Below are 15,555 nucleotides of genomic sequence, written 5' to 3'. Positions count from 1 at the left end.
ATCGATCGTGCGATCATGCGCCCGCGGCCGACCCCCGGTCGACCGGAAATGCGGCTGCGTTCGGGCCGCGGCTATGCCGTGGGTGAGGTTCCAGCCGTGGTCGACGCCCACGACCCTGCCCGTTCGGTGCAGGTCGGTCACGCCGCCATGCCAATCCTCGCTCGCGACGGGGCGAACCAGGCTGACCTGGAGGCCGTGGCGCAGCAGGTCAAGAAGCTGGGGTGGGATGCCCGCGTCGGCGGCGCGGGCGGCGCGCTTCGCTGATTTCGTCCCGACCGCGTGAGGCCGCTGGGGTTCGCGCCTGACCGGCCGGCATGTGGAGCCGCGCCAGCAATTGGCGGGCCTGGACGATATCCCTGCTCTCGCCGGCCTCGTCGAAGCGACGGCAGATCGGGTCCAGCAGGGCCAGGGCGGCGGCGGGGCGGCCGCCGGCGGTCCAGCATTCGGCCAGGCTCAGCGCGGCCCGCAACTCGAAAGAGTACGCGCCGGATTCGCCCGCCAACTGCGCGGCGCGCAGCAGGGTCCGTTCCGCTTCCTCCGTATCGCCGTCGCGCCATTGCACGAGGCCGCGCACGCGCAGCACCTCCGGCTGGCACCAGAACTCCTCCTGGCGCTCGAGATGGTCGAGGGCGGCGGCGATGCTCTCCCGCGCGATATCCATCCGGTCGTGCTGCAATGCCGCCGCCGCCAGCATGGCGAAGCAGTTCGGCAATCGCACCAGGAGGTTGGCGGCGGCCAGTTCGGCGAGCACGGTCCGCACCTGGTCGAGCCCCCCGGCATCGCCGCGTTCGTGCCGGATCATGCCCTCGAAGAAGCGGGCAGCCGGTCCCCAGAGGGCGATGTCCGGCTGGTCGAGATTGGCGGCCAAGGCGGTCAGATGGCGCTCCGCCGCGGCGATCCGCCCCGTCCAGAGGTCGATCGGCAGCACCGCCAGCACCAGGACGTTCGATTGCGAGACCACATGCCCGATGGTCGTGGCGGCATCGAGCGCCGCCTGCGCCGTCACGACCGCCTGCTCGGGAAGGCCGCACACCCATTCGGCCAGGCTGAGCGACGTCTTGATCCCGACATAGGAATCGATCTGGAAGCGCGCGACGCGCGATCGCCGGGCATGCGTGTCGTGGCGTCGCACGAGCCGCTTCAGTTCCTCGTGCGCGCCGCGAACATCGCCCAGGTAGAACTCGGTGATCACCCGAAGCCGTTCGCCGGCCGGTGCTGCGGACCGGTCGTCCTCCCGCTCCGCGAGGGCCTCGAATTGCCGGAGGCTGGCCAGCGCCTGGCGATGCCGGCCGCAATAGCACTGTAGTATTGCCAGCCCCCACAGCGCCCGCAGGCGATAGTCCGCGTCGCCGGTCAGCTCGGCCAGCCGCAGGCTTTCCTGCCAGGCCGCCTCGGCCTCCGGGTCGAAGCGCTCGGTATAGGTCAGGCTCCAGGCATGTGCGGTCGCCAGCCGCATCTGCAGGGCGGGGGCGCATTCTGCAAGGGCTGGCGACCGCAGGGTGCGGCGGACATGCCGCCCGCTCTCCTCGACCGAGGACAGCTCGTCCCACAGTGGTATGGCGGCGGCGGTGAGCCCGATGCCCAGCCGCGCATCGCCATCCTCGCCGAAAGCCCAGTCGATCGCCTTGCGCAGGTCGTTGGCGCGGCGACCATAGGCGGCGGTCCATTCCTCGCGGATGCGCCACTGCCATTCGACCTCGGCCTGCTCGAACAGGCCGAGCAACCAGGCCGCGTGGGCCGCGCTGGCATGGCGATGCTCGCGCGCGCCACGCAGGCGCTCTGCCGCATAGCTGCGGGTCGCATCGAGCAGGCGGTATTGCAAGCCGCCTTCGGCGAAGCCTGACGACAGCAGCGACTTGCCGGCGAGGCCCTCGATCCAGCCGGCAACCGCGTCGGGCGAATGCTCGAGGTGCCGGCCGACGCCGACGGCATCCTCCAGCGTGAAGGTGCCGGCAAACACGGCCAGAAGCCGCAGCATTGCGGCCTCATCGTCCGACAGCAGGCGATAGCTCCAGTCCAGGGTGGCCAGCAGCGTCTGCTGGCGGATGGGGGCATGCGGCGGACCGTAGCTGAGCAGTTCGAAGTTGCGCTCAAGGAGACCCAGGAGGGTGGCCGCGTCGCAGGAAAGCAGGCGTGGCGCCGCCAGCTCGATCGCGAGCGGGATGCCATCGAGGCGCCGGCAGATGCTGGCGACGACGGGCGCGTCGGCATCGCTCATCCGGAAGCCGGCCGCCTCGCCCGCGCGCGCGGCGAAGAGTGCTACGGCCGGAAACGTCATGGCCCGCTCGCGATCGATGCCGTCGTCCTTGGCCGGGCAGGGCAGCGGCGGCAGGCGATGGAGAGTCTCGTTCCGGGTCCTGAGGGGTTCCCGGCTGGTGGCGAGGATGGCGATGTCGGGAACTGCCGCGCGGATATGCTCGGCCACCACCGATGCTGCCGTCAGCACATGCTCGCAATTGTCGAAGATCAGCAGCTTGCGGCGGCCGCGCAAGGCATTGACGATGCCGACCAGGATGTCCTTCGGATTGTCGCCCAGGCCGATCCCGCAGGCGACCGCTGCCGCGACGAGCTGGGGATCGCCGATCGCGGCAAGGTCGATGAAGCAGATGCCGTCCGGGTAGCACTCGGCCGCCCGCCGCGCCGCGGCGACGGCCGTGGTGGTCTTGCCCACCCCGGCCGGGCCGACGATCGTGAGGAAGCGGCGCCCATCCAGCGCATCGGCGATCTGGGCAATATCGTCCTCACGCCCGATCACGCTGGACGGCCCCGGCAGGCCATCGCCCGGGGCTGGAAACCGAGCCGGGGCGTCGTCGGGGGTGGTGGCACCTTCCACCTGCACCGTCGCGACGAAGCGGTAGCCCCGGCCGGGGATCGTCGCAATAAAGGGCACATCGGTTCCCGCCTGCGCCAGGGCGCGCCGCAACGCGGCGATGTTGACCTTGAGATTGTCGCCGTGAACGAAGGTGTCGGGCCAGGCGAAGCGGATCAGTTCCGCCTTGCTCAACAGCTCGCCCTGTCGTTCCACCAGCAGTCGCAGCAGATCGAAGGCACGACTGCCGATCCGGACCGGGTCGTCGCCGTGCAGCAGCAGCTGCCGGGCTGGAAGCAGCCGGTATTCACCGAAGCGATAGGCCCTGTCCTCGACGCCTCTCGACCTCGACTCCATGCCTTCTCCGATGGTCTCGAGACATCCCAGGAGGTCGCGAAGAGGCTGATCGAGGGGACCGGCGCCGGTTCGGACGGGCAATATCCTACCGCGTTTTACCGGCTTTTACCCCTGCCATGGCAGGCCTCGGCGATAATTGTCCCGACGGCGCGAACGTGGGCGAATGGCCGACTGTCATCGTTCGCGAGGGTTGCGGCGAAACAGGGCACGCGAAATGAAAACCCTCCTGTTCTTACCCGTCGCGCTGGACTGCCGGCCTGCGGGCGTCCTGACGAACGGGACAGCGCCTGACGGCGAACCGATCGCAAAAGCATGTGCCATCGCGGGCTTCCGGGGACGATGGCGTTGATCCCGGACGAGCGCGTGGATGTCGTCGTCATCGGTTCCGGGATGGGCGGGATGACCGCCGCGCGACTGCTGGCCGAGTTCGGCGGCAAGCGCGTCCTGATGCTCGAGCAGCACTACACGCCGGGCGGCATGACGCATGAGTTCACCCGGGAAGGCCGCTACCATTTCGGCACCGGAGTGCACTACCTGACGGCGGGACCAGGCCCGATCCTGAACTACCTGACGGACGGGCGAGTACAGTTCCATCGCCTGCCGGACGACTTCGACGTCCTTCACTTCCCTGGTTTCGAGTTCGCCGTCCCCGCGTCCGAGGCGGCGTTCCGCGCTCGTCTGAAGGCCCGGTTTCCGCATGAGGCCGATGCCGTCGATCGCTTCTTCGCCGCTGCGCGCAAGGCCGCGCGCGGGTTGACGGCGCGCAACCTCGTTTCATCGGCCGCGCCGGCCATTCGGGCCGCCGGGTTGCCGGTGATCGAACTGCTCTATCCGGATACGTTCCGCACCATCGCCGACGTTGCCGCGCGCCACTTCCGCGATCCGGCGCTGCGGGCGATCGTCTCGGCCCGCTGGGGGCTTTTCGGACCGCCGCCCGCGACGAGCAGCTTCGGCGGGCACGCCATGATCGCCCTGCAGGCGTTCATGGGCGGGGCGACGCATCCGGTCGGCGGTCCGAAGGCACTGGGCCGCGCCATCCTCGACGGGCTGGAGCGGTTCGGCGTCGTCGTGCGCCCGCGCCAGCGGGTCCACGAGATCACCGTCGAGGCGGGCCGAGCCACGGGCGTCGGCGTCGAGGACCGCGCGACGGGCAGCCGCTACAGGGTGTCGGCGCCATGCATCGTCTCCGCGGTCGGCGCCCGCAACACGGCCTCCCTGCTCGGGCCTGACCATGGCGCGTCGTGGGAACGGGAGTTGGCCAAGCTGCCCAAGGAGGTTGCCACCATACTCCTGTTCGTCGGGCTCGACCGATCCCCGGCACGCCTCGGCCTCGACGGCGCGAATCACTGGTTCATGCCGGATATCGACGACGATCAGGGCATCTCGCGGCCGCTGGGCGAGGGCATCCTCTTTGTTTCGTTCAGCTCGATGAACAACCCGTCTGCCCGCTGGCACACCGTCGAGGTGATGCAGTTCGTCGATCCGGCGATTTTCCGGCCGTGGCTGGGGACCGAGCAGGGCGCGCGGCCGGAAGATTACAGCGCGTTGAAGGCGCAGGTTACGACGCGGCTGATCGACCGGCTCGATCGGCAGTGGCCGGGCTTCCGGGCTGGCGTCGCCTTCGCCGAGTTGGCAACGCCGCTGTCGTTCATGACCTACCAGAACAGCGTCGACGGTGCGTTCTACGGCCTCGCGACTAGCGCCGCGCGTCTGCGCTCGCCGATCGCGCGATGTCGCACGGACGTCAAGGGGCTCTATCTGTCCGGGCAGGACGCGTGGGGGCCGGGCATCGAGGCGGCTCCCTGGGGCGGCATCATGGCCGCGAACGCGGCCTTGAGCTGGCGGCAGGCGGGACGGATGTGGCGGGCGATCCGCTCGCCCCCGGCGCCGGCCGATCCATCGGCGCCATGGCGGGGCCACATGCGGGTCTCGCAGGTCGAACCCCTGACGCCGTCTGCCAGGCGGATACGCTTCGAGCCGCTGCGGGGTGGCGAACTGCCCTTCCGGTTCCGCGCCGGCCAGTACGTTAAGCTGGAGCTGCCGATCGCGGGCGACATGGTCGAGCGCGCCTACTCGATATCGAGCGCGCCCGGCGAACGCCACTTCTTCGAAATCACCGTGAAGCGGGAAGAGCATGGGCTCGGCTCGACATTCCTGCACCGGGAGCTTGCGGCCGGAGAGGCCTTGCGGCTGAACGCGCCGCTGGGTGACTTCACCCTGGACCTGCAGCGCGATCTCGGGTCCGGCCACCTTCTGCTCATCGCCGGCGGGGTCGGCATCACGCCGATCGTCAGTATGCTGGCAGCGGCGGCGCATGCGGGCCATCGGGGCCGGATCACGCTCTTGGCGTCGTTCCGATCCGAGGCCGAGATCCTGTTCGCGGAAGAGATCGGGGCCTTCGCCAAGCGGCTGCCCGGCCTCGACGCGGCGATCTTCGTCACCGCACCTGAAGCCGCGTGGCAAGGCCCCCGGGCGCGGATCGATCGCGAGGCGTTGCGGCCGCATGTCCGGGACGTCGTGCGGGTGCATCTGTGCGGGCCGGCGGCGATGATGCAGGCGACGATCGGTGCGCTGACCGAGCTCGGCGTTCCACGCGACGCGATCCATACAGAGGCCTTCGTCTCGAGCCGGAGCAGGACGACGCGGATCGAGACCGCACAGGTGATCGCGCTCGCCGCGGCCGCGGCTGGCATTGACGACTTTCGCATCAGGCTGCGCGGCGGTGCCGATTTCGCCTGCCGGCCAGGGCAGACGATCCTGGCTGCAGCCAACGCGGCGCATGTGCCGTTCGGCCAATCCTGTGGCGAAGGCGCGTGCGGCCGCTGCCGTGCCCGCGTGCTTTCGGGCCCGTTCGTGACGGACGGGCAGGCTCTGTTCTCTGCTGAGGAGATCGCGGCCGGCCACGTGCTCGCCTGCCAGACGCTGCCGAAAGGCGACCTGCAGATCGCAGCACCGGGCGCACCCGATGACGCCGACCAGCGCTCCCCCGACGCATCGCCCTCCCGTACCGCCCGGAGACCATGATGAAGCGCTCAAGTCATCGGCAAAAGCAGATCGGCTTTAACATCCACGCGTTCTCGTTCACCGCCGTCATGCTGCTGCTCGTCGTCATCAACATATTCAAAGGGCCGCCCTACTGGGTGCTTTGGGTTCTGTTGGGGTGGGCCGTCGGTCTCCTGTCTCATTGGTGGTTCGTCCTCGGGCCCGGCATCAAGAACTCGGAAAGCAGATGAGGGCCCCAAGAAGGACGACGCTGGGCGCTCCCGCTCAGCTTCGTTTCGTCGCCCGCCGACCAGGCCTGGCCGCGTTGGCATTCCTGGCGGCTTCGGTGCCGGCGCAGGCGCACGTGAAATGGTTCGCTCCCTACATCGTCGGCGCGCCGCCGCAGCCGATCGGGGCCACGCTCGCCGATGCCTGGTTCTGGAGCGGCATCGCGCTGGTACTCGTGTCCTTCCTGGCAACCCGGGTGGTCGAGGAATCGCGAGCGGGGGAGGCGATCCTGCGCGCCATGGACCGCATCACCGACCCGCTCTGGCTTCGCCTCGACGACTTCGTGCGCGCGGTCGTCGCCGCCTTCTTCGTGGCGATCTTCGCGGTCGGCGGTGTCTATCTGACGCCGGATCTCAAGACCCCCGCCGAATGGGTGTCGTGGATACAGCTCCTGATCGCCGGGCTGGTCTTCTCGCGCAGGACGCAGCCCCTGGCCGCGCTCGGCCTCGTCGGCCTGTGGCTGCTGGCGCTGCGCGACTACGACGTCTTCCATCTGCTCGACTACCTGGCGCTCGGCGTCGGCGTCAGCGCCTACCTGGTGCTGGAGGCGTGCGCCGATACGAACTGGCGCAAGCATCGCTTCGAGGTGCTGCGCTGGGGCGTGGCGATCGCCCTCATGTGGTCGAGCCTGGAAAAGGTCGCCTACCCGGACTGGTTCTATCCGCTGGTGGACGAGAAGCCGTTCCTCACGCTCGGCTTGCCGCGCGACATGTTCATTCCGATGGCGGGCGTCGCCGAGTTCACGATGGGTTTCGGCCTGATTTGGACGCCGCTGGTGCGCCGGCTGGCGGCCATCGCCCTGTTCATCATCTTCAACGCGGCGGTCTATCCCTTCGGGCGGGTCGACCTGATCGGTCATGCACTGATCATGGCGATCATCGTCGCCATCGCCGCGGATCATACCCGCCAGGTGCACTTCCTGCCGGCGGTCAAGCGCCGGTTGGCCGGTGTTCCAGCAGGGCTCGCAGCAGCGCTCATCGTCTTCGGGACGGGGTATTGGGGCCTGCACATCGCGATCTACGGCATCGATGGAAACGTCGCGGCACCGGCTGGCGAACGGCTGACGCATACGCCCAACCCCGAGCATCCCCACGGCCTGAGCGTGCGGTGAAGCGGGTCGCGGCGTTGCCTGCAACCCACCGCCCTTTACCGCAATTAACCGCGTGCCCATCGGCCAAACACGTATCGTTTCAATGCAGTAGGCACGGCCACTGAGATCAGGGCGATCGAACAGGAGAGTGAAATGTCCATCGGCAAACCCATTCGGATCGTGGCCGCCGCGGCCGCACTCTTGCTCGCTGGAACGGATTCGGGCGAAGCGCAGGAGCGGTCGGCGGTGCGCAACGTCGTTCTCGTGCATGGCGCCTGGGCCGACGGCTCGGGTTGGCAGGACGTCCATCGCCTGCTGCGGGCGCGCGGCTATGCCGTCAGCATCGTGCAGAACCCGCTGAGTTCGCTCGCGGACGACGTCGCTGCAACGCGGCGCGTTCTGGCGCGGCAGAACGGGCCGGCGCTGCTCGTCGGCCATTCCTATGGCGGCGTGGTCATCACCGAAGCCGGCAGCGACGACAAGGTGGCCGGCCTGGTCTTCGTCGCGGCCTTCATGCCGGATGCCGGCGACTCAGTCCTCGGCTTGATCGGCAACGGATCGCAGCCGCCTGTGCAGCCGTCCAGCGACGGCAACCTGTTCTTCGATCCGGCGATCTTCCCGCAAGCCTTCGCCCACGATCTCCCGGCCGAGCGCGGCGCTTTCCTCGCTGATGCGCAAGTGCCCGTCGCGGCCGCCACCTTCGCAGCGCCGGTCAACCATGCGGCCTGGCGCTTCCGGCCGACGGCCTACGTCGTGGCGACCGAGGACCGCATCATTCCACCGGCGGCACAGCGCCAGTGGGCGGCGCGCGCGAACGCCACGGTGACCGAGGTGCGCGGCAGCCACGCGATCTACATGTCGCAGCCGGAGGCGGTGGCCGGTGCCATCGACCGCGCGGCACGCGGCGCGCCGCGCTGAAAGCGGCTGCCGAAAGCCTGCCGATCCGCCAGAGACGGAGCTCCCATGCTGACCAAGGGTTATGAGGCGCAGTGCACCGCGGTGAAGGTGCACTGCTCAAACGTGGCGCAGCAACGCGCGCGGGGCCTGACGCTCTTCGCGCTGGCGTTCGGCAGCTTCTGTATCGGCACCTCCGAGTTCGCGAGCATGGGGATCATCCAGCTCTTCTCGGCCAGCCTGGGCCTCAGTATTCCGGTCGCCACGAACGCCATCACGGCCTATGCATTCGGCGTCGTCGTCGGTGCTCCGCTGGTGACCCTGGCGGCGGCGCGATTGAACCGCCGCACGCTGCTGCTCGGCCTGATGGGCCTTTTCATCGTTGGCAACCTGCTCTCGGCAGTCGCGACGAATCTCGGGATGTTCGCGCTCGCGCGCTTCGTCAGCGGTATGCCGCAGGGCGCCTACTTCGGCGCAGGTGCCGTCGTCGCCTCCTACATCGTCGGGCCCGGCCGCGGCGGCAAGGCCTTCGCGCTGGTGATGACCGGCCTGACGGTGGCGACGATCGTCGGCTCGCCGCTGGCGACCTACCTTGGCCAGAACGTCGGCTGGCGGAACACCTACCTCACCGTCGCCGGGGTGGGGGTGCTCTCGTTCCTGGCGCTCTGGGCTTGGGTGCCTCGCTCGGATGCGCTGAAGGGCGGCCCTGTCGTCCAGGAGCTGAGCGCGCTGCGCAAGCCGGAGGTGTGGGCCATGATGCTGGTCGCGGCACTGGGCATCGCCAGCATCTTCGCGGTCTATACCTTCATAGGCCCCTTCGTCACCGATGCGGCGGCGCTGAGCCCGAGCTGGATTCCCGTGGCACTCGCCCTGTTCGGCATCGGCATGACGGCCGGCAACCTCGTCGGCGGGCGGCTCGCGGATGCCCACCCGTCGCGCGGTCTGGTCCTCGGCTTCGCCAGCGCGCTGGTCCTGCTGGCAGTGCTCGCGCTCGGCGGGTCGAATACCTGGGTGCTGATGCCGGCACTCCTCGGTGTGGGCGCCACGACGATGATCGCCATCCCGACCATTCAGGTGCGTCTCACGCGCTTTGCGCCGGAGGCGCCGACGCTGATGGGAGCGATGAACCTCGCCGCCCTCAATGTCGCCAACGCCATCGGCGCCTGGGCAGGCGGGCTGGTGATCGGCGCCGGGTTCGGGCTGCTCTCCGCAGTCTGGGCGGGCTTCGCCGCGACGCTGCTCGGGCTGGTGGTCTTCGCGCTGACGATGCCACGAACGCCGCGCTTGGCACCGGCCTGAGGCGGATGGCGCCGGCGGGCCGCGCCAGGCGTCATCGCGGTGCCCACCCGATCGTGCGTGCGTGCAGGCTATGGATGTAGAGGCGATCGGCCGTCTCGGTGGCACCGGTCGTCTCGGGATAGGCGCCGCTCGGGTCCTGCAGGTCAGCGACCACGCGGCCCTCCTCGTCGATGGCGAAGACATGCCCGTACGGCTTTCCCAGCGGCAACAGGGACCGCGGCAGGCGCAGCAATATCTTCCGCAGGAACGGCCGTTCGGCCAGCCCGTCGGCGGCCGGATTGCGCGGCCGGAACAGCCCGACCCAGATGCGGCCCTCGCGGCCCCGCATCAGATTGTCGGGGTAGCCCGGCAGGTTGTCGAGCAGCACCCTCGCCTGGGGCGACCCGCCATGCACGTCGACGGCGCGCGCAGCGGTGTCGATCTTCCATATGCGGTAGCGGCCGGTCTCGGCCACGAATAGCGTTCGCCCGTCCGACGACAGGGCGATCCCGTTGGCGAATGACAGGCCATGGGCGACGACGCGGGTGCTGGCCGCCGCGGGATCGAAGGCGAGCACGCGCCCGCTCGCCGACTGCTCCAGGATGTCGAGCACGCTGGCTTCGTAGGTGCCGCCCCATTCCGCGGGCGCAAAACGCGTCGAGGCGTCGGTGAAGTAGATCGTTCCGTCCGGTGCCACGACGACGGAGTTGGCATAGCGGATGGGATCGCCCGCGCTGACGCGGTTGGCCAGCACGCCCACGCGCCGATCGGCGTCGATGACGAGCAGCCCTTTCATGGCGTCGGCCGCGATCATCCGGCCCTGGGCATCGAAGGCGAAGCCGAGGACGCGTCCGCCGGTGCTGGCGAAGACTTCCTGATTGCCGCCGTCGGCATCCATGCGCAACAGGCCGCCACTGGTCATCGCGGTGTACAGCTTGCCGTCCGGTCCGATCGCGATGTGCTCCGGGCCAAACTCGTTCCCGATGGCGATGTCGCGCAGGCCGGCCAAGCCTGCGTTGGGCGCGTGGGCGCCGGTATAGCCAGGCGGTGTCGGGGCTGACCAGGACCTGGGTTCGGCCGGGACGGGCCAGAAGCAGAGGTAGGCGACCAAACCGGCGAGGCCGACGCCCGCGGCGCCGGTGGCGAATTTTCCTGAGATCCTCATGCCATGGCTCCTGTGCTTCCTGGAGAACATGGCCAACATGCTCCGGCCGGGGCGAGCGTCTGGCGAGTTAAGTACGGTTAAAACGCGTGAGGAGCACCCAAAGGAGTGTTGCGTCAGCGATAACAGAGGCGATTGGTTCAACGGCCCTGCCGAGCTATACGACGACGCAGGTCGAGAAATGTCGGTTGTTTCCTCTTCCGCTGCCAGCTTGACTCCGATGTCTGATCGGCGGTCCCATTCGACGGGACGCGCCGCGCTGATTGTTCTTTACCCCTTGTTCTCGAATATTTCTTGAGACAGCGCGTTTGTGCGGATCGAGAGGCACGGGGCTTCAGCGGGCCTTCAAGGCACTACCCCCAAGCCGCCATCCCCACCACCACCGCGACATAGCGGCTAGCCTTGCCGATCGTCACCAGGATCAGGAACGCCCACCAGCGTACGCCCAGCATGCCCGCCACCAGCGTCAGCGGGTCGCCGATGACCGGGACCCAGGCCAGCAGCAGCGTCCACACGCCCCAGCGGCGGAACCAGGCCTCGGCGCGCTGCATGCGCCGCGCGTCGACCGGGAACCAGGGGCGGTCGCGGAACCGGGCGGCCAGCCGGCCGAGCAGCCAGTTGACGACCGATCCCAGGACGTTGCCGGCGGTTGCCACCACGACCAGCAGGGCGGGCGGGCCGATGCCGGCGGCCAGCAGTGCCGCCAATCCCGCCTCGGACGGCAGGGGCAGGATGGTGGCGGCCAGGAAGGCGGCCAGGAACAGGCTGGAACAGGCGGCGAGCAGGCTCATCGGCCGGCCAGCATAGCCCGGATGCGCTTGCCCTCGGGGGCGCGATGGACGCAACTTGGCGGCCCCAGGACTTCCCGGAGCATACCGCGATGACGACCAACCAGCCGCCCTTCATCCGCAGCCACCGCCCGTTGATCATGGGCCGCAACGGCGCGGTCGCCAGCAACCATCCGGTGGCGACCCAGGCGGGGCTGGACGTGCTGCGCGCCGGTGGCAATGCGGTGGACGCCGCACTGGCGACGGCGCTGACGCTGGGGGTGGTCGAGCCGCACATGTCGGGCATCGGCGGCGACGGCTTCTATCACCTGTTCGACGGCCGCACCGGGCGGTCGCGGGTCTTCAACGGCACGGGGGCCGCACCGGCGGCGGCCACGGCCGGGCATTATCGCGGGCTGGCCGGCGGCATCCCCGAATTCGGCGCCCTGTCGCTGTCGGTGCCGGGGTCGGTCGCGGGGCTGGCGATGATGCATGCGGCGGCCGGCAGCAAGGAATGGGGGGCGCTGTTCGGGCCGGCCGTGTCGGCCGCGCGCGACGGCTTTGCCGCCACCCACGCCTATCGCCATTTCGCACGCGAGAACCGCCGCCGCACCGGGCCCGACCGGCGCAGCGCTGCCGTGTTCCTGGGCGCCGACGGCGATGCGCCGGCCCTGGGCGCGCTGGTGTGCCAGCCGGACCTGGCGGCCACGCTGGAGACGCTGGCCCGCGCAGGCGCGGACGACTTCTATCGCGGCGGCCTGGCCGCGCGCATCGCCGCCGGCGTCGCCGAGGCGGGCGGGCTGATGGATGCGGCCGATCTCGCCGCCTGCCGGGCGGAGGAGGTGGAGGCGATCTCCATCACCTATCGCGGCTACGAGGTGCGGCAGACGCCGCCCAACTCCACCGGCTTCACCATGCTCCAGATGCTGAAGATCATCGAGGGGCACGACCTGGAGGCGCTGGGCTGGGGCACGGCAGAGCTGGTCCATCTGATGGTGGAGGCCAAGAAGCGCGCCTTCGTCGACCGCGAACGCCATGGCGCCGACCCGCGCCACCGCGCCATCCCGCTGGACCGCCTGCTGTCGGCCGACTATGCCGCCAGCCTCTCGGCCGGGATCGACGCCGGCCGCGCCGCCGACCTGCCGGTGGCGGGCGAGCGGGCGGACGGCAACACTACCTATTTCTGCATCGTCGACGGGGCGGGCAATGCCGTCTCGGCCATCCAGAGCATCAACTCGGCCTTCGGCTCGGGCGTGACGGCGGGCGACACCGGCATCCTGATGAACAACCGCCTCTGCTACTGGCACCTCGATGCCGGCCACGCCAACCTGCTGACACCCGGCCGGCGCGTGCGCCACACCATGAACGCCCCCGTCATCGTGAAGGACGGCAAGCTATGGGGCGTGCTCGGCACCCCCGGCGCCGACAACCAGGTGCAGGTGAACCTGCAGGCTGTGGTCGGCATGATCGACTTCGGCCTGGACCCGCAGCAGGCGCTGGAAGCCCCGCGCTGGACCAGCGTCCAGCTCGGCCAGGAGGCGAACTATCCCCACACCGGCGCCGACCGCCTGACGGTCGAGCGCGGCCTGGGCGAGGCCGCGATCGCGGGCCTGCGCGCCCGCGGCCACAAGGTCGAGGTGGTCGGCGACTATGAGGGGCCGTGCAGCGTCGAGGCGATCCGCCTGCTCGACAACGGCGTGCGCATGGCGGCCTCGGACCCGCGGCGCGACGGCTGGGCCGGGGCCTACTGAGGCGTCGCTCAGGCGGGCGGAACGAAGGGCTGCCGGATCGTCTGGAACGCCGGCAGCGCCTCCATCCGCGCGGCGTGGCCGGCCAGCGCCGGGAAGTCCGCCATCGCGATCAGGCCGGGATGCGCCTCGGTGATGAAGCGCAGGGCGACGGCGACCGCGACGTCGGCATGGCCAATGCGCCCGCCCGCCCAGTAGTCGCCCGGGCGGGCCGCGCGGTCCGTCTCCAGCACGGCCAGCGCGCCCGCGACCTGGGTGCGGCAGCGGTCGACCCAGGCCGCGGATGCCTGCTGGTGCAGGCGCAGCTCGTAGAAGAGGCTGACGGCCTTGTCGGCAGCACCGGTCGCCAGCGCGGCCACGGCCAGCGCCTGCCGACGCGCCGGTCCGGCGGCGGGGAACATCGCCCGGCCCGATGGCTGGAGCCCGTCCAGGTAATCGAGGATGCCATGGCTCTCGATCAGGACCGAGCCATCCTCCAGCACCATCGTCGGCACCCGCAGCAGCGGGTTGTAGGGGCGGATCTTCTCGGCATCGCCGAACACCGACCAGGGCCGGTGCTCGAACGGCATGCCGTAGAGGGTGAGCGCGATGCCGACGCGCCGGACGAAGGGCGAATCATACTGGCCGATCAGGATCATGCCTGCGCTCCCGTGTCCGCGGTCCGCACCGTCACCGGCGGTTGAGCACCCCGTCCACCATGGTCGGCGGCGCCGGGGGGACCGGGGCCGGCCCCGCCATCGTCTCGGCCGTCCAGCCACCACCCAGCACCTTGTAGAGGATGACGAGGTTGGAGAGGCGCGCCAGTCGCATCAGGATCAGCTCCTGCTGCGACTGGTAGAGGGCGCGCTGGTTGACCAGCGTGGCGAGGTAGCTGTCGATGCCGCTGCGATAGCGCATGTCGGCCAGGCGGAAGCTCTGCTCGTTGGCGGCCACGAGTGCTTCCTGCGAGCGGATCTGGGTGTCGTAGGTGGCGCGGATGGCCAGCGCGTCGGCGACCTCGCCGAAGGCGTTCTGGATCGCCTTCTCGTACTGGGCCACCTGGATGTTCCGGCGCACGCGGGCGAGGTCGAGGCCGGCCTGGTTGGCCCCGGCGTCGAAGATCGGCACCGAGATCGACGGCAGGAAGTTCCAGGTCGACGAGCCGGCGCGGAAGAGGCCGTCGAGGCTGGTGCTGGCGGTGCCGATGCCGGCCGTCAACGTGATGCGCGGGAAGAAGGCGGCGCGCGCCGCGCCGATGTTGGCGTTGGCCGCGCGCAGGTCGTACTCGGCCGAGCGGATGTCGGGCCGCCGCTCCAGCAGGTCGGATGGCAATCCTGCGGGCAGGTCGGCCAGCATGCCCTGACGGTCGAGCGCCTCGCCGTCGCCGAGGCTGGCGACGAAATCCTCCGGCAAGGGCTGGCCGGTCAGGAACTCGAGCTGGTTGCGGTCGGTGGCGAGGCGGCGGTTGTAGATCGAGATGTTGGTCTCGGCCGTGCGCATCAGGGTCTCGACCTGGCGCAGGTCTAGCTCTGTCGCGACGCCGCGGTCGTAGCTGGCGCGCGTCAGCTCGTAGGATTCGCGCTGGCTGGCCAGCGTCTCGCGCGTGAGCCGCAGGAGCTGGGCATCGGCCAGCAAGGTCAGGTAGGCGTTGGCGACCTGCGAGACGAGCGAGATCTGGGCGGCCGTGCGCGTCTGGTCGAGCGAGAAATAGGTCTCCAGCGCCGTGTCGCGCAGGCTGCGGATGCGCCCGAACAGGTCGACCTCGTAGGCGGTGAGGCCGAGGCCGACGCTGTAGGTCTGGCTCGTCGTCGACCGACCGGCCGGCGACAGGGCGCCCGGCGTCCGCTGCATCGTCGCACCCGCGGTGCCGTTGACGCTGGGCAGCAGGTCCGCACTCTCGATCTGGTACTGCGCGCGCGCCGCCTCGACATTGAGGGCGGCGATGCGCAGGTCGCGGTTGTTGGCGAGTGCGGCTGCGATCAGCCCTTGCAGGCGCGGGTCCTGGAAGAAGCCGCGCCAGCCGATGTCGGCCGCGGGCGGCAGCCGCGCCGCCGCCGCGTCGGCCGACGGCTTCTCCTGGCCGGAGCCGAAGGGCCAGAACGAGGCGACGGGAGCGGCCGGCCGTTCATAGGCCGGCGCCAGCGAGCAGCCGGCCAGGACGGCGCCCAGCGCGGCCAGGGACAGGAGGGACTTCGGCATGA

General features: G+C 69.9%; 11 protein-coding genes. 6 read left to right on the top strand and 5 right to left on the bottom strand.

Annotation, left to right across the window (positions count from 1 at the left end):
* Window positions 1-208 precede the first annotated feature (208 nt).
* Window positions 209-3,166 (bottom strand): ATP-binding protein, encoded by a 2,958-nt coding sequence (locus STVA_RS19865; RefSeq protein ID WP_123695726.1) that lies wholly within the window; start codon window positions 3,164-3,166, stop codon window positions 209-211.
* Between the two features lie 339 nt (window positions 3,167-3,505).
* Here STVA_RS19865 and STVA_RS19860 point away from each other — a divergent pair, with 339 nt between their 5' ends.
* From STVA_RS19860 to STVA_RS19840, 5 genes are all read left to right on the top strand, one after another.
* A complete protein-coding gene (locus STVA_RS19860) occupies window positions 3,506-6,190 on the top strand; it encodes an FAD-dependent oxidoreductase (protein WP_170216765.1) in 2,685 nt (894 codons plus the stop codon).
* Window positions 6,187-6,399 (top strand): 2TM domain-containing protein, encoded by a 213-nt coding sequence (locus STVA_RS28600; protein ID WP_420822799.1) that lies wholly within the window; start codon window positions 6,187-6,189, stop codon window positions 6,397-6,399. Before STVA_RS19860 ends, STVA_RS28600 begins: the two co-directional genes overlap by 4 nt.
* Entirely contained in the window at window positions 6,351-7,547 is a 1,197-nt protein-coding gene (locus tag STVA_RS19850; RefSeq protein ID WP_197735688.1) for a hypothetical protein, read from the top strand. Before STVA_RS28600 ends, STVA_RS19850 begins: the two co-directional genes overlap by 49 nt.
* A 159-nt stretch (window positions 7,548-7,706) precedes the next feature.
* On the top strand, window positions 7,707-8,444 hold the full coding sequence (locus STVA_RS19845) for an alpha/beta fold hydrolase (RefSeq protein WP_245978610.1): 738 nt from the start codon (window positions 7,707-7,709) through the stop codon (window positions 8,442-8,444).
* Between the two features lie 45 nt (window positions 8,445-8,489).
* The gene (locus STVA_RS19840) at window positions 8,490-9,719 is read left to right on the top strand and encodes an MFS transporter (protein ID WP_123695732.1); all 1,230 of its coding nucleotides are present in this window, start codon (window positions 8,490-8,492) and stop codon (window positions 9,717-9,719) included.
* 31 nt (window positions 9,720-9,750) lie between these two features.
* Here the strand turns inward: STVA_RS19840 and STVA_RS19835 are convergent, their stop codons facing one another.
* The gene (locus STVA_RS19835) at window positions 9,751-11,004 is read right to left on the bottom strand and encodes an SMP-30/gluconolactonase/LRE family protein (RefSeq protein ID WP_246782840.1); all 1,254 of its coding nucleotides are present in this window, start codon (window positions 11,002-11,004) and stop codon (window positions 9,751-9,753) included.
* A 209-nt stretch (window positions 11,005-11,213) separates the two neighbouring features.
* The gene (locus STVA_RS19830; protein WP_123695736.1) at window positions 11,214-11,651 is read right to left on the bottom strand and encodes a YqaA family protein; all 438 of its coding nucleotides are present in this window, start codon (window positions 11,649-11,651) and stop codon (window positions 11,214-11,216) included.
* A gap of 89 nt (window positions 11,652-11,740) precedes the next feature.
* Here STVA_RS19830 and ggt point away from each other — a divergent pair, with 89 nt between their 5' ends.
* Window positions 11,741-13,378 carry a gamma-glutamyltransferase gene (gene ggt, locus STVA_RS19825; protein ID WP_170216767.1) on the top strand — a complete coding sequence of 546 codons (1,638 nt, stop codon included), beginning with the start codon at window positions 11,741-11,743 and terminating at the stop codon, window positions 13,376-13,378.
* Window positions 13,379-13,386: 8 nt separating this feature from the next.
* Here the strand turns inward: ggt and STVA_RS19820 are convergent, their stop codons facing one another.
* A complete protein-coding gene (locus STVA_RS19820; protein WP_123695740.1) occupies window positions 13,387-14,013 on the bottom strand; it encodes a glutathione S-transferase family protein in 627 nt (208 codons plus the stop codon).
* A 31-nt stretch (window positions 14,014-14,044) separates the two neighbouring features.
* Window positions 14,045-15,553: an efflux transporter outer membrane subunit gene (locus STVA_RS19815; protein WP_123695742.1), complete on the bottom strand. Its 1,509-nt coding sequence runs from the start codon at window positions 15,551-15,553 to the stop codon at window positions 14,045-14,047.
* Window positions 15,554-15,555 lie beyond the last annotated feature (2 nt).

The organism is Stella humosa, assembly GCF_006738645.1.
In the GTDB taxonomy this organism is placed as follows: domain Bacteria; phylum Pseudomonadota; class Alphaproteobacteria; order ATCC43930; family Allostellaceae; genus Allostella; species Allostella humosa.
This window is presented reverse-complemented; position numbering and strand designations above follow the sequence as displayed.